Raw genomic sequence first — 19,645 nt, 5'->3', positions numbered from 1 at the left:
AAATAAAAAGATTCCTTACTCTTTTTGTTCTTTTTGCGACAATTCATAAATATTTAGGCTGTTTTTGAAAAATTCTAAGCTATTTTTTTTGACGATACCAACCTTTTGCTATTTTGTTTCGTTTTATAAATACACAAACATTCAATACAAGCAAAATAAAAATATCCTTCCGAGGATAATATTCATCTTATAATCTTTTGATAATCATACATTTTTCGTATCTTAAAAAAGAGTTTAATTGATATATGTTTAATCATATTAGTTTTAGTTATCTTTGCCCATAATATTATTCTTATTGTTCCTAAACACATTTTTTAATAAGTTAATATTAGAACAAACTACCTAACTACAAACACAGCAAACACACCCAATTTATTCAATCACAAGTCATGTATATTCCCTGCAGTACATGAGCCAAAAAGCAAGCGTATGAAATATTTATTCCTAACAATGGCATTCGTCTTTGGATGCACTCTAGCGGCTTCTTCCCAAGTCCAAAAAAACATCGTCAAATCGTATCAGTACAACGGTGCGCAAGTCCTTACTTTAGCCGTAGATGGAGAAATTGAAATCGAAGAATGGGACGAAAAAATAGTCCGTTTAGTGACTACAATTGATGCCGTTAATTTTAATGAGCCTACTTTAAAAGCATTGGCGGAAGCAGGACGCTATACAGCAAGTTCTAAAGATGTCGATGGAAGTATGATTTTAACCATGTTAAAAGCACAAAAAGAATTGGTCATTAGAGGAACGACTATCGAAGAGAAATATACCTTCAAAGTTTTTGTTCCCCGTGGCGTTACAGTCGAGCAAGTTCAACATAAAGATGTTGCAGCATTGTTTTAGGCATCGTTTGATGTAATTATAAACATGGTCTAAAAAACGCATTGGGTTTATCCAGAAATCATGTTCAATGCGTTTTTTTTCTTGACAAGTTGTTTTTTAATGATGATTTGCGCTATCTCCTACACAGCCTTTTTCAATCATCTTATAGTCTTTTCTAGAGACTATTTAAAAGAATATCTCTATTCTTACCGTATACCAAAACAACTCTTAAAGAATTTCATTTTCAACTATCAGGTTATTCCCCTTCTGTTCCAAGAAACACAAACGTCCTAACTCTATTCAGAGTCGTTAACTTACTTATTTATTTGCTTAGTAAATTCAGAGTCTTTTATCAATGAGAAAAAAGAGTAACATTTTATTGCTGTTTTTAATGCTTTTGTATGCCCATACCCATGCTCAACAAATTAAAATAAAACAAGATTTTGGGGTTTGGGTCGGAGTTTTAGTCAAAAAAAAACTACCTCAAAATTTTCAACTTTCCTTAGAACAACAATTTCGAACCTGCCAAAATAGTAGCGTTGTTGATGCCTATTTAGCTGATCTAGGACTAAATTATACGATTAATAAAAACTTTCGATTGCATGGCAACTTTCGCTATATACATGATGTACAAAAATGGAAGCCAACAGAAAACAGTCTACGCTATAACTTTGATCTTGAATTTAAGACTAAGTTTAGTAAGAAGTTTAAACTGTCTTATAGGCTCCGATATCAACAAAAATTTATTGACTTATTTCAACCAGAACCAACCATAATAACTAGAAAGAAATCTACGGTTCGCAATAAACTAAAATTGACCTATAAGTATAAGAAAACACACCAATTCTATTGTTCTACGGAATTATTTGTCAGCACAACCCCTCATCAAGAAACACACTTAGATAAGTTACGGTTTAATATTGGCAATAAGATAAAAACAGTCATTGGGCAATTTAATTTTGCCGTGGGATACGAAGTAAATTTGCAGCCCCAAGATGCCCTTTCATTCTTTTTTATAAAAATGATTTATAGTATTGAATTATGAATAAAGCCCTCTTTTTTTATTGTATCGCCGTATTCCTTTTTTTTTCTCAATCCTGCTACAAAGAAGAAATCATCTTTGATGCCTTGCCCGATGACCAACTAGAACTTCCTTTAATTTTAGCTTTAGACCACAAGGATTGTTTTTTTGACAAAGCAACCAATTCCTTAAGATATAGCATAGCGCAGGATTCTATCTCAAACTTTACCCCTCATGTTCGTTTTCAGGATTATGCGAGCATTTCAATTGATGGTATTTCATTAGCTAATAATGCTAGCAATAACCTTGGCAAGGTTAAAATTGGAGAAGAGTATGTTGTTGAACTAGTCACCAAAGGCATTTGCAAATATTTTACACTCCGTTTTACCAATTTACCCATTGTGAGAATTGTTACTCCAAACGTCATTATAGATGAGCCAAAGAAATTAGCTCGATTGACAATCAATTCCCCTACTGATGCAAGTTACCCCATAACATCTTTTGTGGGGATAGAAATCAGAGGTGGCTCTTCTCAATCCAATCCCAAAAAATCGTATGGTTTTGCTTTCCTAAACAGCATGAGTTTGGGTAATAAAGTCTCTAAATCTTTGTTTGATTGGGATAAGAATGAAGACTGGATTTTAGATGCTATGTACAACGACCCATCTAGATTGCGCAATAAAGTTTCTTTTGAAATCTGGCAAGCCATGAACCCCTTAAAGCATCATGGCATACAATCTAAATTTGTAGAACTTTATCTCAATAATGATTATCAAGGTATTTACTGTTTGAATGAGAAGATAAACGCCGAAAAACTTGGCTTAAACCATCCAGAAGCTGTCTTGTACAAGACAACAGCTTGGGGAGATGGTACAACGACTTTCGAGCAATTAAATTCTAATATGCCTCATCATTCCAATAATTGGGATGGCTGGGAACAAAAGTATCCTATTCCCAAAAATAGAATTCATTGGGCGCCACTACATCAGTTAAGAGATTTTATTATTAATGAAAACGACCATAACTTCAGCACTCAAATTAATACCTTCATTGATTTGGACCTTTTTATAGACTATTATATCTTTTTGAACCTAACATCTGCCTTTGACAATACAGGTAAAAACATTATTTGGGTTCGTCAAAATGCAACCGCTCCATTTTTTATTACTCCCTGGGATTTGGATGGCACTTTAGGGCAATTCTGGGATGGTTCTCCCACCAATACCACTACTATTTTGAGCAATCATCTCTTTGATCGTCTGCTGCAAACTAATTCTAATAATTTCAAACAAAGGTTAAAAAACAGATGGTTCTTGCTTAGAGGAAATGTTTTTAGTAGTTCGCATTTAAATTCCATTTACGACAATAACTTTGCAGAAATAGGTACATCAGATATTCTATTTTGGGAAAATTTGAAATGGAACAGTCACATTGACATCGCCCAACAACAATACTATATAATCAATTGGACACAAGACCGTTTGCTTTTCTTAGATGATTATTTTACCAATCTTTAGTAGTCTGCTAAGCTTTTTTAGAACGGCGTAATAATAAACCTACTCCCAACAAAAGCAATGCAATGCCACCCAATATCCATAGCAGTTTCCCATTTCCTTCACCTTGCCCATCAGGACTTGGCAAAGGAGCTTCATCTCCAATTTGAATAAAAGCCGACCACAAAAAAGGATGGGCTGTTTGGTTGGTTGCATCCTTGATGAAATCATGTTTTGCCTGCTGTAAAGCCTTATCTTTGGGCATCCCCATCTTTAAATTGGCATACAAGCGGCGCATAATTTCGGCCGTAGCATGATCGTTTACACTCCACAAAGAAGTAATCAGACTCTTTGCCCCAGCATAAGAAAACCCTCTTGCCAAAGAAGCAATTCCTTCGCTTTCGTATAGCTCTCCGATTCCTGTTTCGCAAGCACTCAAAACCACCAAACTAGCCGTTAAGTGCATGTTGTACAAATCTCGAACATAAAGCAATTCATTATCACTAGAATCGGGTACTTCAGAAAATGCCAAGAAAGAGTTTTCTGAATTCTCTGTATTCATCACCCCATGCGTTGCAATATGAACAATACAATAATCCTCACAATTTTCTTGAAAGTTCTCTTTGGTAGCAAGTTCTCCATCAAAGACTTCTCCCATCCCCACCAAATCAAAAATTTCTTTCACTTCTTTTTCGCTATGCAACAAAGGGTCAAAGGCATACTTTCCCTCCAATTTTACCCCTTGCTTAAACTCAGGAGCAAATCCCAAAAATATCTTATCAGGAACATGCTCTTTCTGTTGCATCTCGTGCAATAAGGTAGCAGAGTAACAATACCCAATGGCGTAATCATTGAGCAAATAAGGCATTTGCGTAAAATTTTCGCCTGTAGCAGGAGCGGTCAATAATGCCTCAAAAGGCAAAAATCCCAGGTTCCCTGCCAAAATAATCATCAAACGACTTTCCTGTTGACCAGCTAATACAGGTTTCAAAATACCTTGGTACAATTCATAGCCTAAAGTTTGGTATTGCTGTATGTAACTTCTTCGCAACGATTGGGAACGTTCCTTATTATTCAAATAATATCCATAAATACCTTCTCTAAAGGCTTTAATTTTGGGTGTCAATTCAAAATCTAAGGGCAATTCCAATACATCATACCCTTGTTTGCTAATTTTAAAAACGATTAATTCATTTTTTGTGATAAAATACTCTATCAATAATTGATCGCTTGCCAAACGTTCTTGCACCTCTCCCACCGTTGTTACCGATAGATCAAATTTTAGCTTATAATAATCAGGATATTGTTTTCTAAGTTCTATCAAAAAATCCTCGTACATTCGTTTTTTTTCCAACAACTCTTTTTCTTTTTTTCTCAACTTATTTTTGTAACTCTCTGTACTTTTTCTGTAGCGTTTTAAGTTGTACAATTGATTTTCCAAAGCATCCACATCTGCTTCTAGTACTTCTTCTTTTTCAATTTTTTCAATGGGAACACCAGAAACTTTCTTAGCTTTTATTTTTTTAAACGCTTCTAATAACAACAAACTTTTGCTTCTTTCCGACAATTCAAAGGCCTCTAAACGATAATCTTCTTGCCCTGTCTTATCATATAATCTCAAGCAGCTTTTGATGGCTTTTTCATAAAAATCCAATGCTCGGTCGGACCATAACAAACGAGCACTTTCTCCAGTATACAGACGACGCAAACGAGTAACAAACACATCCATGAGTCTGTAATTTTCTAAAGCTTTTTTTAATTCTCCCTCATTTTTATTACTAAAAAAAATAGCTCCTCGTTGAGCCAATAACTGTGCTGCCAACCCCAGAGATGTTGACTGATTCAACTCTTCAATAGTTGGCAATCCATTCTGAGCTTCATTTTTCCATGTAGGTAACAGGGACTTAATAGCTAAACTGTTGTATTCTAGTGCTTCTTCGTTTCGCTTGTACTCGATATAATAATTGGCTAAGTCGTGATAAAAATTGCTCCACAACACACTCTGCTCTATAACCTCCATTTTTCCCACTTCAATCGCTGTCAACATTTGATCACCTGCTGAGCTATGATTTCCAAGCTTCTCCTCTACCTTACCTAAATATAAATGCTGTTGTGCTAATAATCCCATCTCTTTAACCCCTACCTCCTTGCTATATACTAATGCTTTTTCAAAAAACGTCTTAGCTTTCGAGTAATCTGATTTTGAATAAGCCGTAGCGCCAATTCCGATCAATGTGTTTAGATAAATAATTTGAGCACTACTATCTTGTTGCAAAGATCTATCATTTTCAAATAATTTGACAGCCTTAGAGTAGACAAATTGAGCAGAAGCATATTGCTCTAATTCATTTAAAATTTTTCCTTTCTCGTGATAAGCCAACAATAGATCTTCGACAGGGTAATTTTTTTCTGTCTTTGCCCATTCTATAGGCAAATCCAAACGCTCCAATCCACGTGTATAATTTCCAATTGAATGATAAGCTATCCCTAGCTTCGTACTCAAAGGAAACCAAATATTTACATCATTTTGTATAGACTTTCGCAACAACAACTCTTCGCCCAACGCTGCCGCTCGATTGTATGCTCCTAGATTATACGCCAAAGAAAAATCTGTCATTGTTGTACGTTGCGCAGCTAGTGTTATGCTCTCCAAAAGCAGAGCAACAAAGAATATTTTTTGAAGATAGATCATAATTTGATTGTTTTTAATAGTCCGCCAACATTAAATAATCGTCCAATAATTCGATATTGCACAAAACACTAAGCGTGCCTTGTAATACCTTTAAAAAAGGTAAAAAAGTATTGTCTACGAAGTCAATAGTTCGTTGAAACCACGCAGTAGCAGCGAACCGAGCTTGCAAGCTCACGAGCGTAGCGAGCTAAAAAAGTAAAAAATCAACGAACTACTACGAAGTATTACGAATATAATACCTTAACTTCATACTTACTGTCAGCAGAACGACACATACTCTATTATTTTTAATAAAAAATCGGCTCATGCGTATTTTATTAGCTAATATCTTATTACTTTTTTTCCTACCTATTGGAGCAATGGCTCAAAATGTTGGCATTGGAACTGCAACTCCCGATCAAAAATTAGTTGTTGAAGGTGGGCAAATCAAGTTACAAAATCCTGATGGAACAAAGTTTCTACACGTCCGTACAGATGGTAGCGAAATCGACATCACTACAGTAGGCAGTGACTTTTGGATAACAGCAACCTCAAATAAACATATTATCTTAAATCCGACCGAATCTTCTCATGGCAATATTGGAATAGGGACTTACAACCCTACAGAAAAACTTGATGTGGCAGGTGGAGCAAGAATTCAATCGTTAACAGGGACAGGCAATAGAATTGTATATACTACCTCGACAGGAATTTTGGCAGCGAGTCAGCTTAATATTTCAGATTTAGAAAAAAACAATGCCCTACTTCAACAAAAGGTTGAAGAACAAGCGTTGTTAATTGAGCAGCTAACAAAACGTTTGGATCAACTAGAAGCTGAAAGTGCGAAGCATTAGTTGTCGTAATGATCAAACAAACTATTTTTATTGTTCCACCTCAACTGCCAATTGTATGATGGACCAATAATTAGGTGCTAACACTCCTTTTTCGTAAAAGCCTCTTGCCTTAATCAGTGCATGCATTTCAGGCAATTTGTACGATGGAACGCCCATTAACATATGGTGTTCTACATGATAATTCACATGATAAGGAGCAAACAACATCCGCTCAATAAAGTTAGCATAAGTAGTTCGAGTATTTAACAGTGGGTTGGTCGCATCTTCTACCACAGAATGCTCTGCCATCGAACGCACTCGAATACAAAATTGAAAAGTAGTTAAATAAGCTCCAATCCACAACAAATACAACCATCCAGAAGCGAATAAATACAAGGGTAAAAAGATCATAAAATTGGCTACAATTGGTTTCCATAAGTTGGCAATCATCACCTTAAAAAATTCCTCCCATGTCCTATCTTTTTGAGATACTCGAACAATATTATTTCCTAAATTATATTCTATATAGCCCAAGTTCATTAAAATTAAGCCTACAAAAGCTTTCATTCCTGTTTGTCCTGACAAATCTCTAAAAAACTTTCTCATCATACTCTTTTTAGAAGTGGGATACCCTCTGGTCAATAACAAATCAGGGTCTTCTTCTAATCCTGTATAAAGATGGTGTATTTTGTGATAAGGACGATACGCCAACATATCTTGAAAAATAGGATAAGCCCCTAGCCACTGCCCTACAAAATCATTGACCTTTTTATTTTTAAATACAGAAAAATGGGAGGCATCGTGCAACAAAATGGCACAAGCCAATTGCTTCCCGCCTAAAATAAACAGAGCCATTATGATTGTCAGAGGGTGACAATAAAAATAAGGTAGTAAAAGAGCAATAACAATCCATAACCAATGAATAGTTACTTCTACAAATGCTCTAAAATCGTTCATCTCTAACAATGATTTCCGTTCTTCTGTAGTTAGATAAGGAGCTGTTGGTAGTTGGTGCATGGCTATTAATCATTTTAATGTACGCTTCACAAAAAATCTCTTTTGCTGTTGTTGTATAGTTTCTAAAGTAAGGCTATTTTGACAGTCTAACATTATTCCATTGAAACCACGCAGTAGCAGCAAACCGAGCTCACGACCGTAGGGAGTAACAAAGTTAATCAACGGAGTATTGAGTCTAATATACTTAATATTTAAAACAAAAACAAGGCATACTTAGCATTCTACTCAAACCTCTATATTTAATAATAGCTTCTAGGAATAAATCTCAAATTTCCTTAACCAAGTAGTCAATTTTTTTTATCTTAAAGTGATTTATAGGAATATTCATACGTGATGTATTGAATTAATACGTCACAAATTACAATAGAAATGAAACACACTGAATTTAGTTGGACAAATCCAGCCAAAGTCAAAATTTACGCACAGGGCTGGTGGCCTGATGAGACTAAATACAAGCTCCCTAAAGGAATTATCTTGCTTATTCATGGTTTAGGAGAGCATTCTTCCCGTTATCAACACGTGGCAGAGTTTTTTACGCATCATGGATTTGCACTCTTAACTTGCGACCGCTCTGGTCATGGAAAATCGGGGGGCAAACGTGGTCATATTGCCAAGTACGACTATGTCTTTGATGATATTGTAAAACTGCATAGTGAAGCTAGCCGCAGGCATTCTTCTGTACCTGTCTTTTTGTATGGACATAGTATGGGAGGAGGTATTGTCTTAGATTATATTTTGCACAAAAAACATACTGGTCTCAAAGGAGTTATAGCTACTTCTCCATTGTTAGAACCAGCATTTAAACCACCTGCTTTTTTGCTATTTTTAGGCAAATTAATTCGACCTATTTATCCTAAATTCACACAGGACAATCAACTAGACGTTAACTTAATCTCTAGAGATAAGATGGTGGTTGCAGCGTATAGCAACGATCCATTAAACCATAGTAAGGTAACTTCTGAAACCGCAATAGGCATGCTAGAATCGGGACAAAAAAGCCTAGAAACAGTCTCTAAAATTAACCTCCCCTTATTACTCTTGCACGGTAGCGAAGATGGTATTACCTCCCCCGCTGCTACTCAACGCTTTGCAGAAAAAGCTACTGGTGACATTAGTTTGAAAATATGGGAAGGCGGCTATCATGAACTTCATAATGAGCCTGAGAAATTAGATGTACTGGAACATATTTATCAATGGATATTACAAAAACTATAGAACTATTTTTATATTGAGCGCTTCTTTTAGACAAGAGAATAACAACTATATTTAATTGGTTGTTTTTAAGATATTTTTGTCAAAAAGGGTCTGTTAAAGGTATTCTGATAAGAATATCTGTTACAATCATCAAAAATCTAAATCGAAAAATTTTAAATTTAATATTCAATTCTTATGACTGCAAAAGAATTTATACTAGGTTTCCCTGATAGAATTACTCCTGAAGCATTGGATGGTAAAGGAGATACTCGTTTTCACTTTAAAATTTCTGGTGATGGTGGAGGAGAATTCACTGCATCATCTGAAAATGGTGAATTTTCGGTAGTGGAAGGCCTAGAAGGTGAAGCAAAATGTGTCATTACTACTTCTGATAAAGTATTGATGGATATCATCAATCGTGAGCAAAATCCAATGACTGCAATCATGTTTGGAAAGCTAAAAATTAGTAACTTAAACGAGATGACAAAATTTGCCAAGCCGTTAGGATTAATGTAAACACAACAACCTATTGAACTTAGCAAATTTTCAATCGTTGTGCCTCAAAGTTTAAAACTTTGGGGCTTTTTTATCTCTCATTTCAAGGCTTAGGCAATTTATTTTCTAATTGCTCAACATGCTAGCCGTTGATAGTAATACGAGCCCATACTGCAAGAGCATTGTTCCGTCCATCAATGCTGTGAAATAGTAGTCGTGCTTTTGCTGAGGCGAATAATAGACCAATATTCCTGTTGTAATTCCTGAACCCCACAAACCTACTACTATCGACCAAGTATAGATTTGAGTGACTCCAAGCATCCAAAGAACCAGTATAAAGAATGCCAATTGAAGCGTCTTTTTTACACCAATGGTCGCAGGAATTGTTCTTACACCATTCTTTTTATCAATTTCCCAATCTCGTAAATCAAAAGGCAAGGTGATCACAAAAATAAATAATATCCGTTCTATTATTGCTCCAATTGCTTGCTCCTCAAGTGGAATACCATATTCTAAGATTGGCAATAAAACAGTTACATAAGACCAAACAATGGCAATTAAAAAAATTTTGATAAAATGCACATCCCGCAATCGTAGTTTTTTATTTCCCATAAATGGAATCACATAGCCCAAGGACAATATCGCAGGCAGCACTAAAGCATATTGAGTAGTTCTCGCTAAAAAGAAAAAACAAACACCACCACCTATCGTCCCTAAAGCAGCATAAATTTGAATGTGCCGTTGATACGTTTCAATCACATTAAAACGTTCTACTTTTAAATTTTTGTCGACCTTTGACAAACTCACCAAACGATGCAAGGCATAAATAACCAAGGTAGAAAAAAAAACAAGCCCTAGCAAAGCAGGACTTGTTGGTACACTTATATCAAATACATATAGCGTTTGAGCAGTCATCGCTACTGCACACAATGCAATATAAATATTGCTATACAATAGGAAATTGATAAACTTCGCCATTCAAACTACTTATGTAAAATATCTAAAATCGTGTTTATCTTCTATTCTTTGCAAGGCTTGGTAGATTAAACGAATGACATTTTCCACATCGTCTTTGTGTGCCATTTCTACTGTCGTATGCATGTATTTAATTGGTAAAGAGATCAATGCAGAAGGAACACCAGCATTAGAAAACGCAAAAGCATCGGTATCTGTTCCTGTAATTCTAGAGCTGGCACTTAGTTGATAAGGAATTTCATTGGCTTCTGCGGCTTCTCGAATCAATTTTAGTAAATTGTTGTGTACCGCAGGACCAAATGTTAAGTCGGGTCCATCCCCTCCTTTAATATCTCCGTGTTTTTCGACACTTACCAAAGGAGTATGTGTATTATGAGAAACATCGGTTACAATAGCTACATCTGGCTTAATGGCATTGGCAATCATCTTGGCACCATTTAAACCAACTTCTTCTTGAACTGAATTGACTATATACAAGCCAAATGGCAGTTTGATATTATTTTCATGCAACAATCGGGCAACTTCTGCAATACAAAAACCACCAATACGATTATCCAAAGCACGACCAATATAATAACGCTTATTAAGCACCTCAAAAGTATCGGGGTAGGTAATGACACAACCAGGATGAATTCCCATTTCCAAAACTTCTTCTTTGCTATCTGCACCTACATCAATAAAAATGTTTGTTAGTTTAGGGTTTAAAGTAGAATCTTCGTCCCTTCTAGTATGAATAGCAGGCCACCCAAACACACCTCGAACAATTCCTTTCCCAGTATGAATATTAACTCGTTTAGATGGCGCAATAGTATGATCAGAACCTCCATTTCGAATTACTTTTATATAACCATCCTTGGTTATATAATGTACAAACCATGAAATTTCATCGGCATGCGCTTCAATAACGACCTTATATTCTGCTTCTGGATTGATAATTCCATAGACCGTTCCATAATTATCAACCTTATAATCATCAATGTAAGGTTTTATATAGTCCAGCCACATCTTTTGACCTGGTGATTCAAACCCAGTTGGAGAAAAGTTATTCAGATAAGCTTCTAAAAATTTTTCTGATTTCTTTGTTATTATTGACATAATGGATTTACTTATAATTCAGATTTTTTCAATATTTACAATAGGGTTCTACAAACTAAAAAACTCATTTCTTTTTGTTTGGCTATTTCTAACCATAAAGCGTAAAGAACCATTCATTACAATACTTCGCACAAAATTACATTAGCCTAATTATCAACAAGATACCTTTTAAGCATTCAAACAGTAAATTACTGATAATTAAATTCATACAAAGATATTTTTTTGTCTTTCTATCAAAAAAGCAAAAAAATCCATGAAGTACTATAATTAAAGATACAATAGTTTTAGAAAAATAGAAACAATCATTTAAATATCTCTCTCCTTGCTGTATTTAATGTTTAACGAAAAAAAAATTTTCTGCTAAAAAATAATTTAAATTTGGCTCCCAAGATGGTCTTTTTTGTTAATAGTATTTTCAATGTAAATAAATTGATAATTTTTTGTAAATTTAATCTTTAATCTTAACTTTTTATTTACTTAGTCGCTCTTTGATAATGAAGTACACAATTCTACTTTTCCTATTCTTTTGTCTTTCCCAATATTCTAATGCACAGGTTGTCAATCGCTATCCCAATGTGCAGCGCCCTTCTCAAACAACAGCAACTATTGCTTGGCGTCGTGCCACTCCTTCTACTGGAACACTATATTTAGGAACTACCTCAGGCGTATGGTTTGACTCTCTTTCTACGACAGGACTAGATCAAAAACATTTTTTTGATTTGGCTGGCTTGCAAGCTAATACGACTTATTATTACCAAGTAAAATCAATCGCTCCCAACGATACTTTTATTTCTGCCATCGAGCATTTTGAAACAGCACCTCTACCTTTAGCCGATGAATTTAGTTTTTTGGCCTATGGAGATTGCGGTTATAACAATACCATACAAAATCAAGTCGCAGGATTAATGGAATCAGAAAATGCAGATTTTGCAATAGTGACAGGAGATGTCGATCAAAATGTGGGCGATAATTACGACAATATTTTCTTTGGAGTATACAAAGATATGTTAAAACGAGAATGTCATTTTACATGCATTGGAAATCACGATACGTACGCAGATAATGCAGCAACTTATTTAGATGCTTTTTATCTTTTTAGTAATAATCCTGCGAATACAGAACGTTATTACTCCTTTGAATGGGGGGACGCTAAGTTTGTTTGTTTGGATGCCAACCTCGATTACACAACAGGATCTGCTCAATTCAATTGGATGGTTGATGAATTTAAGTGCAATGACAAAAAGTGGCTCTTTATTTTCTTTCACCAACCGCCATGGACCAATGCTTGGAGTTTAGATTATTATGTTCCTTTTTCTCCTTATTTTTTATACCAAGGAGACGAAGATATGCGTACGGACTTAGTGCCCGAATTTGAGAAGTATAACGTCGATTTTGTGGTTAATGGACATTCTCATTGTTATCAAAGAGGAGAAATGAATGGCGTACAATATCTAGTAACGGGTGGTGCTGGTGCAAGTACATTAGATGCTAATACGAATAATAATGCTCCTAATTTAAGTGTAGAGATCTACGAAAACCATTATGTTCGGTTCGATATTAATGGCGATACGGCTAAATATGTCATGATTAATGATAATGGACAACGCAGAGATTCAGTTATTGTTATAAAACCTTATGTACATTACAACCAAGCTATTAGCAGTACTAATGTAAGCTGTTTTGGTGCCAATGATGGGCAAGCCGTTTTAAATGTCACAGGTCCTAAACCACCCTATACCTATCTTTGGAGCAATGGACAAACTAGTGCCAGTATCAACAATTTATCTTCTGGAACCTATCAAGTTGTCATTACAGACTTTGTAGGTTGTGAGCATTTGGATAGTGTTACCATTACAGAACCTGCTCCCACTACGACACAAATTACTTCTACTTCAGGACAATATGTTCTTTGTGACAATGCGCCTTTAACCTTAACCGCAACAGGGAATTTTGCTACTTATTCTTGGTCGAACGCTGCCACAACAGCAAGTACTCAAATTAGCTCTCCAAACACATATAGTGTTACAGCTTACGATGCATTGGGTTGTGCTTCCATTCCTGATACGGTTATAATTACAGCAAACAGTAGTCCAACTATTAGTAATTTTCAACAAAACGTTTCTGGCTTGGATGTCAATTTTGCAACCTCTAGTATTGGCGATTCTTATGCTTGGAACTTTGGAGACAACAATACTTCTACTCAACAAAATCCTTCCCATACTTACGCAAGTGCTGGTACGTATACCGTAGAGCTAATAGTCAGCAATGTTTGTGGAAGCGATACGATTAGTCAATTGGTAACAGTTGGCGCCACTAATATTCAAAACACTCAAGCAATACAGGCACTCAACATTTCAGTAAACCCCAATCCTTTTGAAGAGGCAACAACATTGATGTTTAATAACGTTGAGCAAGAAAGTTTTGATTTAATCATTACCAACTTGCAAGGAAAAATCATTCATACTTATACCAATATAGCGTCCAATCAAATTACAATCAAGAGAGGTTCTCTTACTGCGGGAACTTACTGGTACCATCTAAAAAATGATAATATTCATGCTACTGGTCAACTGATTATTCGATAAGACACACATTACCAACACATAGAAAGCTCATCTGGGATATTCCCAGATGAGCTTTCTTGCTATCGGATGTTCTGAATAGAACGTCTCAATTTTTGTCTGTTTTATAGAAATGATGACTTTAGTTACCGATGGAGTTGATATAATCGTTTATCTCTCGCTTCGACTTGCCTAGCTTTTGCTGCAAATGTCCAAGCATTTCATCTTCCTTTCTCTCTCGATACATCAAATCATCTTCGGTTAACTCAGCATATTTTTGCTTCATTTTACCTTTGATTTCATTTCAGTTTCCTCTGATTTTATCACTCATTGCAATCATTTCTTTTTTATTTTTCGGGTGAACGAATTAATATAGTTTTTTTCATGCTGTACAAATCCATTTGAAATTGCACAACCTGTGTACAGGTTTTATTAGGAGTTTAAAAGAAATAAATTTAGTTTCCAATGGAATTAATCCAACGTTTTATTTCTTGCTTTGACTTTCCTAGCTTCTGCTGTAATCGTCCAAGCATTTCATCCTCTTTTCCCTTCTCATACATTAAATCGTTATCGGTTAATTGAGCATACCTTTGCTTCATTTTACCTTTAACTTGTTTCCAATTTCCCTTTACTTTATCGCTAAGCGCACTCATTTTCTTTCAATTTTTGAAAGTGAACAAATATTTTTTTCTTGTTGCACAGGTTCTTTTGAAGCTGTACAACCTAAATGCTTGTTCCTGTAGGGATTTTGAAAGTGACTATACTAATTACCAATTGAGTCGATGTAGTTTTTGATTTGTTCTTTAGATTTTCCCAGCTTTTGCTGTAGGCGACCTAACATTTCATCCTCTTTCCCTTCTTGGTACTTTAAATCATCTTCGGTTAACTCAGCATATTCTTGCTTTAACTTACCTTTGATTTCGTTCCAGTTTCCTTTAATCTTATCGCTAATCGCGCTCATTTCTTTTTAATTTTTTAAGGTGAATAAATATATTTTTCCTTTTTCCAACACCTAATGTGTTGTATGATACATAGAGAGTACCTTAGGATATACGTCTGGTATAATTAGCTACCAATTGAGTCAATCCAATTTTTAACTTCCTCTTTAGTCTTTCCTAATTTTGTCTGTAGGCGACCAAGCATTTCATCTTCTTTTCCCTCTTGGTACTTCAGATCATCGTCAGTCAATTGAGCATATTCCTGCTTCAACTTACCTTTGATTTCATTCCAGTTTCCTTTAACTTTATCGCTAAATGCACTCATAATTTGTATGTTTTAATTGTTAATAGATTGATTATTGTGATAATATGCGTGTATTTGTTGGTTATTATCCATGGGTAATCAACACAGGAATCATTAACTACATCACTAAATAAAAGTGAGCATTCTGATTCTTCAATGTGTGCAGGACATTAAAATTGACTCCTACCGATTGATTAGCTGTATTGAAAAGTTAGTTTATTCCTCCTACTTAAGCCTAACAAATAAGCTAGAAGTTGTAGAAGTATAAAAATATAGATTCTAAGGCTTAGACTGCTCGAACATGATATGAACTACGAACAGTTTTGGGGGATATTACTACTGACTATATGTGCTTGTATTGGGTCTTTGAAACGGGTGTTTTACAAAAACAGAATGGTTTAATTCTAGGAACGATTCACTCTGCTCATCAGCAGCAATGTATGCAAATTTTGATTTTTATCATTTGTTGTTTAACGTCTATATTATTATAACAAATATAATCAAAAAATGTTCATTTTAATTTCAACTTTCTTTTATTACGCCTTTCTTAATAGACTGAATAACAATGAAACGACTAATAATACAAGGAAAATGTAAAAAATAATTTTAGCAATACCTGTAGCCGCACCAGCAATTCCTCCAAATCCAAAAAGAGCAGCAATAAAAGCGATGATCAGTAACGTTATGATAATTCTAAGCATGATTTACGTTGTTTTTTATTAAATAATAAGTTTTCGAGATAAGTAGCAAGGGGCAACAAGACCATTTATACCAATAAATAGTACTCTTACTCGATAGTTAGCTGCGCTGCTACTACGTGGTCGTTAAAATAGTTGCAAACTAAACTTACTCAAAAATAAGGGTGATTATTAATATTTGTATTGAAGGTCTCTTTTTTCAGAGTCAACTGATTTAGGGTAATCAGCTCATTTTCAAAACTTTTAAGTAAGTTAAAAATGTATGTTTCGTTGTCACTTGATACATAATTATAACATCCCACAGCACAGATTGTTCAAATAAAATCAAAAAAAAAATTGTTTTTACAAAAAAAACTAGCTGCACCCTACTATCTATCAGCACATTAGAACTGATACCTTTTTTTATCTTACTAACAAGACTTTTGCTCTTCTTCGAAATAAGACCAATAAGTACCACAGATAAGGAACCTCTTACTCATGAATATAGCTCCCCCCTCCTTAAGAGTTTCAAAAGATGAAGCTCAATGCAACTTTTTTTTATTCAAATTTGTATATTGGTTAGACAAGCAACAAAAGCTATTACGAATACAATTCCAAGTATCTATTATTTCGTAAGTGTCTATTAAATTAGTAATCATTAATCAACCTATTGATGGAGAATAAATTCATTAAAGCCGCAAAATTTGTACGAAAAATGAGTAATAAGAATAATAATGAGGATTTGAATCAGAGAGCAGAATCTGCTGTAAGAAATCATGTAATTTGGTCTATGGGGGCTGGTTTTATTCCAATTCCAATTGCTGATTTTGTTGCTGTTGCAGCTGTTCAGTTGGATATGATTCGCACCATTAGCAATATATATGGTGTTGATTTCAAGGAAACAGAAGGCAAGGCTTTAGTGACTTCTCTTACTGGTTCGGGGCTTTCTAGATTAGGTGCCAATGCTTTGCTCAAATTGGTTCCTGGCTTTGGTTCTGTCTTAGGAGGCGTATCTATGTCAATTGTTTCTGGTGCTTCAACTTATGCCTTAGGTCAGGTATTCAAAACACATTTTTCGGTCGGAGGAACATTCCTAGACTTTGATACAGACCGCTTTCAACGTTATTATGATGAGCAATTTGAAAAGGGGAAAACAGTTGCTGAGGACATTCAGAGGGAAAAAGAAGAAAAAGGAGCTGTTAAAGAAGATACCGTAGAGTACACCAACACTACTCCCCAAAAGGAGGCTTCGGAAGAAAATGCTAATTCTGAAATCGTTCGTAAATTAAAAGAACTCGCAGAATTAAAAGATATGGGGGTCATTGATGATGAAGAGTTTGCACAAATGAAAGCTCGGTTGATTGAGAATTATAAATAATTTTTAGTAGTCAATAGTTCGTTAAAACCACGCAGTAGCAGCGCAGCTAATTAACGAACTACTAAATAATGTAATATTATTAAACCGCTTCGCATAGGATTGCTAACTTATAATATATATGGTTATCAACCCTATACAAAGCGGTTTTGTTTTTTAACTCCCAAGTACGTTTGTTTTAATTTGAGCTAAAAGTGTTTACTTTATTGTTTCAAAAAAGCTTTCCCATCTTTAATGCTTTCTAACATATCTATATGTACTTGTTCGATTTTTTGCTCTTCATCTTTTAGATAAGTCATAATGTCTGTCTCAGACATTTTTTTGTACTCCTCCTCGTTTAACTCCGTACTTTTAAATTCGTGCATCCAATTCATCATTCCATCGTCTGCTTTTTTGAGTGCCGTCAACAAGTTGAGTATCGTATCTTTTTTAAGGCTATCAATTTCTGCTGTTTTCATTCTTAACCTTAGTTGACTCCTTGTTGCTTCTATATCTGTCATTAAGAGCATTGCCGTGTCGTGCTTCTCTCCAACTACTTGATAGAGTGTTGCAGCATCTTCATTTAATTTCCAAGTTTCTTTTTCTATCTTTTTGGAAGGCTCAGGATTAGAACAAGAAACCAATAAAAAACTGATTATCAGCAAAATTAAATACTTCATTTGTTACTTATTTTTTCTATTATAAAACATTTTATAGGTGAACATTGACTTTCTAAGAACTTAAAACCAATGTTTTTGTTACTTTTGTGGTGCAAAGATAAAGAATTCAGAATAGACATTTTATTCTATTCTATATTCTCCATAAAATTTATTAATAACTGTATAAGCACCTGTTAAAATCCAACAGATTATTCAATAACAAAAGAAGCATTCTATGGAATTAGCGCCTAAAAAAGTATCCGAGTCGAAAACGATTATGACGGAGATGATCATGCCCAATGATACCAACCCTATCAATAATTTAATGGGGGGAAATTTATTAAAATGGATGGATGTTGTTGCAGGAATTTGTGCAGGCAAGCATTGCGAAAGTTATGTTGTTACGGTTTCTGTAGACAATGTATCTTTTGATAAGCCGATTCCTCTTGGAGATGTCATTACACTAGAATGTGTGGTGACTAGAGCTTTTACAACATCTGTAGAAGTATATGTAGAAGTTTTTTCTTCTGATATTAAAGGCAAAAATACCCGTCGATGCAACGATGCCTATTTTACATTTGTAGCTGTTGACGACAAAGAGAAACGTCCTGTAAAAGTTCCGCCATTATTACCTCTAACCGCCGAGGAGAAAAAACGTTACGATGAAGCATTGCAACGTCGCCAAATGCGATTGGTTTTCTCTGGAAGATTAGGGAAGGAAGAAACCCTGAAATTAAAATCAGAATTGTTAAAAGATTAAATCATTATAAAATAAAATCAAACGATGAAAAATATTCTTCTTATCGCCTTATTACTATGCACTACGACTCTATTTACACAAGCTCAAGATGCTACTTATACCGTTGATGGCGCCCATTCTTCTTTGGTATTTGCTGTTGGGTATAAATTCAGTGATTTTCATGGTAGTTTTGGCGATATAGCTGGAAAAGTTGCGTTAAAAGATGAGAAAGATTTCAGCACGGCAGCAGTTGACTTTACAGTACAAATCGCCTCTATCAATACCAATTCTGAAACCAGAGATGGGCATTTGCAGGGAGAGCGTTATTTTAATGCTGAAAAAGCAGCAACCGCTACTTTCAAAAGCAATTACATCAAGCCAACAGGACACAATACTTATGAAATGACTGGCGATTTATCTATTGCTGGTACTACTCTTTCTCAAACGGTGACTGTAGTGATAAAAGGGCAAGGAGAAGTAGAGGGAAAAGATGGCAAAAAATCAAGTATTATGGGAGCTGAAGCTACCTTTGATTTTAATAGAAGTAATTTTGGTATCAAAGGTGGATTGCCAACAATTGCTGATAATGTAAAAGTTACCGTGGCTCTTACCTTGGTTAAAGAATAAGTTGCCTAGTACAATAGTGTTAGCGTTGTGATTCCCTCTAGTCATGAGCTCACTGCTACTAGTACTGTATAAAAGATTTAAAACAAACATGAGTCATCCCGAATTTTTCGGCGATGACTTTTTTTTTGGAAAAAAGATAGGAATCTACTAGATTTAATTACCACAAA

20 protein-coding genes are annotated in these 19,645 nt (G+C 35.0%); 10 read left to right on the top strand and 10 right to left on the bottom strand.

The genetic code is table 11. The features are described 5' to 3' along the window. Positions 1-429 precede the first annotated feature (429 nt). The 3 genes from CG11_RS18295 to CG11_RS18285 all read left to right on the top strand — a co-directional run bounded on the left by CG11_RS18295 (position 430) and on the right by CG11_RS18285 (position 3,363). Entirely contained in the window at positions 430-846 is a 417-nt protein-coding gene (locus tag CG11_RS18295; protein ID WP_156039824.1) for a hypothetical protein, read from the top strand. A 334-nt stretch (positions 847-1,180) separates the two neighbouring features. Further along, the gene (locus tag CG11_RS18290) at positions 1,181-1,870 is read left to right on the top strand and encodes a DUF2490 domain-containing protein (RefSeq protein WP_081909596.1); all 690 of its coding nucleotides are present in this window, start codon (positions 1,181-1,183) and stop codon (positions 1,868-1,870) included. After that, a complete protein-coding gene (locus CG11_RS18285) occupies positions 1,867-3,363 on the top strand; it encodes a CotH kinase family protein (protein WP_052598281.1) in 1,497 nt (498 codons plus the stop codon). The genes CG11_RS18290 and CG11_RS18285 overlap by 4 nt, the downstream gene beginning before the upstream one ends. A gap of 7 nt (positions 3,364-3,370) precedes the next feature. Here the strand turns inward: CG11_RS18285 and CG11_RS18280 are convergent, their stop codons facing one another. Next, entirely contained in the window at positions 3,371-6,031 is a 2,661-nt protein-coding gene (locus tag CG11_RS18280; protein ID WP_052598280.1) for a CHAT domain-containing protein, read from the bottom strand. A gap of 305 nt (positions 6,032-6,336) precedes the next feature. Here CG11_RS18280 and CG11_RS18275 point away from each other — a divergent pair, with 305 nt between their 5' ends. Then, complete coding sequence (locus tag CG11_RS18275; RefSeq protein WP_052598279.1) at positions 6,337-6,864, top strand: hypothetical protein; 528 nt, start codon at positions 6,337-6,339, stop codon at positions 6,862-6,864. 27 nt (positions 6,865-6,891) lie between these two features. Here the strand turns inward: CG11_RS18275 and CG11_RS18270 are convergent, their stop codons facing one another. After that, entirely contained in the window at positions 6,892-7,860 is a 969-nt protein-coding gene (locus CG11_RS18270) for a fatty acid desaturase family protein (RefSeq protein ID WP_052598278.1), read from the bottom strand. A 369-nt stretch (positions 7,861-8,229) separates the two neighbouring features. Between CG11_RS18270 and CG11_RS18265 the strand changes: the two genes are divergently transcribed. Further along, positions 8,230-9,075, top strand: coding sequence for an alpha/beta hydrolase (locus CG11_RS18265; protein WP_052598277.1), 846 nt, complete (start codon positions 8,230-8,232; stop codon positions 9,073-9,075). Positions 9,076-9,249: 174 nt separating this feature from the next. Continuing rightward, positions 9,250-9,570: an SCP2 sterol-binding domain-containing protein gene (locus CG11_RS18260; RefSeq protein ID WP_052598276.1), complete on the top strand. Its 321-nt coding sequence runs from the start codon at positions 9,250-9,252 to the stop codon at positions 9,568-9,570. 105 nt (positions 9,571-9,675) lie between these two features. Here CG11_RS18260 and CG11_RS18255 read toward each other — a convergent pair whose 3' ends face one another. Together CG11_RS18255 and CG11_RS18250 are read right to left on the bottom strand one after the other, a co-directional pair. After that, entirely contained in the window at positions 9,676-10,527 is an 852-nt protein-coding gene (locus CG11_RS18255; protein ID WP_052598275.1) for a hypothetical protein, read from the bottom strand. 9 nt (positions 10,528-10,536) lie between these two features. Beyond that, complete coding sequence (locus CG11_RS18250; protein WP_052598274.1) at positions 10,537-11,619, bottom strand: M42 family metallopeptidase; 1,083 nt, start codon at positions 11,617-11,619, stop codon at positions 10,537-10,539. A 494-nt stretch (positions 11,620-12,113) separates the two neighbouring features. On the opposite strand from CG11_RS18250, the gene CG11_RS18245 reads away from it, so the two are divergent. Further along, entirely contained in the window at positions 12,114-14,204 is a 2,091-nt protein-coding gene (locus CG11_RS18245; protein WP_052598273.1) for a PKD domain-containing protein, read from the top strand. Positions 14,205-14,322: 118 nt separating this feature from the next. On the opposite strand, the gene CG11_RS18240 is transcribed toward CG11_RS18245, so the two are convergent. From CG11_RS18240 to CG11_RS29220, 5 genes are all read right to left on the bottom strand, one after another. Continuing rightward, positions 14,323-14,466, bottom strand: coding sequence for a CsbD family protein (locus CG11_RS18240; RefSeq protein WP_156039823.1), 144 nt, complete (start codon positions 14,464-14,466; stop codon positions 14,323-14,325). Positions 14,467-14,635: 169 nt separating this feature from the next. Beyond that, positions 14,636-14,833 carry a CsbD family protein gene (locus CG11_RS18235; RefSeq protein ID WP_052598272.1) on the bottom strand — a complete coding sequence of 66 codons (198 nt, stop codon included), beginning with the start codon at positions 14,831-14,833 and terminating at the stop codon, positions 14,636-14,638. 110 nt (positions 14,834-14,943) lie between these two features. After that, on the bottom strand, positions 14,944-15,141 hold the full coding sequence (locus CG11_RS18230) for a CsbD family protein (RefSeq protein WP_052598271.1): 198 nt from the start codon (positions 15,139-15,141) through the stop codon (positions 14,944-14,946). A gap of 104 nt (positions 15,142-15,245) precedes the next feature. Next, positions 15,246-15,443, bottom strand: a complete 198-nt coding sequence (locus CG11_RS18225) for a CsbD family protein (RefSeq protein WP_052598270.1) — start codon at positions 15,441-15,443, stop codon at positions 15,246-15,248. 515 nt (positions 15,444-15,958) lie between these two features. Next, positions 15,959-16,123, bottom strand: coding sequence for a DUF1328 family protein (locus CG11_RS29220; RefSeq protein ID WP_072011005.1), 165 nt, complete (start codon positions 16,121-16,123; stop codon positions 15,959-15,961). A gap of 691 nt (positions 16,124-16,814) precedes the next feature. Here CG11_RS29220 and CG11_RS18220 point away from each other — a divergent pair. Next, positions 16,815-17,477 carry a DUF697 domain-containing protein gene (locus tag CG11_RS18220; RefSeq protein ID WP_052598353.1) on the top strand — a complete coding sequence of 221 codons (663 nt, stop codon included), beginning with the start codon at positions 16,815-16,817 and terminating at the stop codon, positions 17,475-17,477. A 200-nt stretch (positions 17,478-17,677) separates the two neighbouring features. On the opposite strand, the gene CG11_RS18215 is transcribed toward CG11_RS18220, so the two are convergent. Beyond that, entirely contained in the window at positions 17,678-18,133 is a 456-nt protein-coding gene (locus CG11_RS18215) for a hypothetical protein (RefSeq protein ID WP_052598269.1), read from the bottom strand. Between the two features lie 214 nt (positions 18,134-18,347). Here CG11_RS18215 and CG11_RS18210 point away from each other — a divergent pair, with 214 nt between their 5' ends. Both CG11_RS18210 and CG11_RS18205 read left to right on the top strand, forming a co-directional pair. After that, positions 18,348-18,872 carry an acyl-CoA thioesterase gene (locus CG11_RS18210; RefSeq protein WP_052598268.1) on the top strand — a complete coding sequence of 175 codons (525 nt, stop codon included), beginning with the start codon at positions 18,348-18,350 and terminating at the stop codon, positions 18,870-18,872. Between the two features lie 24 nt (positions 18,873-18,896). Next, a complete protein-coding gene (locus tag CG11_RS18205; protein ID WP_052598267.1) occupies positions 18,897-19,478 on the top strand; it encodes a YceI family protein in 582 nt (193 codons plus the stop codon). The last annotated feature ends 167 nt before the right edge of the window (positions 19,479-19,645 follow it).

It is taken from the genome of Aureispira sp. CCB-QB1 (assembly GCF_000724545.1).
Taxonomy (GTDB): Bacteria; Bacteroidota; Bacteroidia; order Chitinophagales; family Saprospiraceae; genus Aureispira.
The sequence above is the reverse complement of the archived record's forward strand: the minus strand, read 5'-3'. Positions and strand labels throughout refer to the sequence as shown.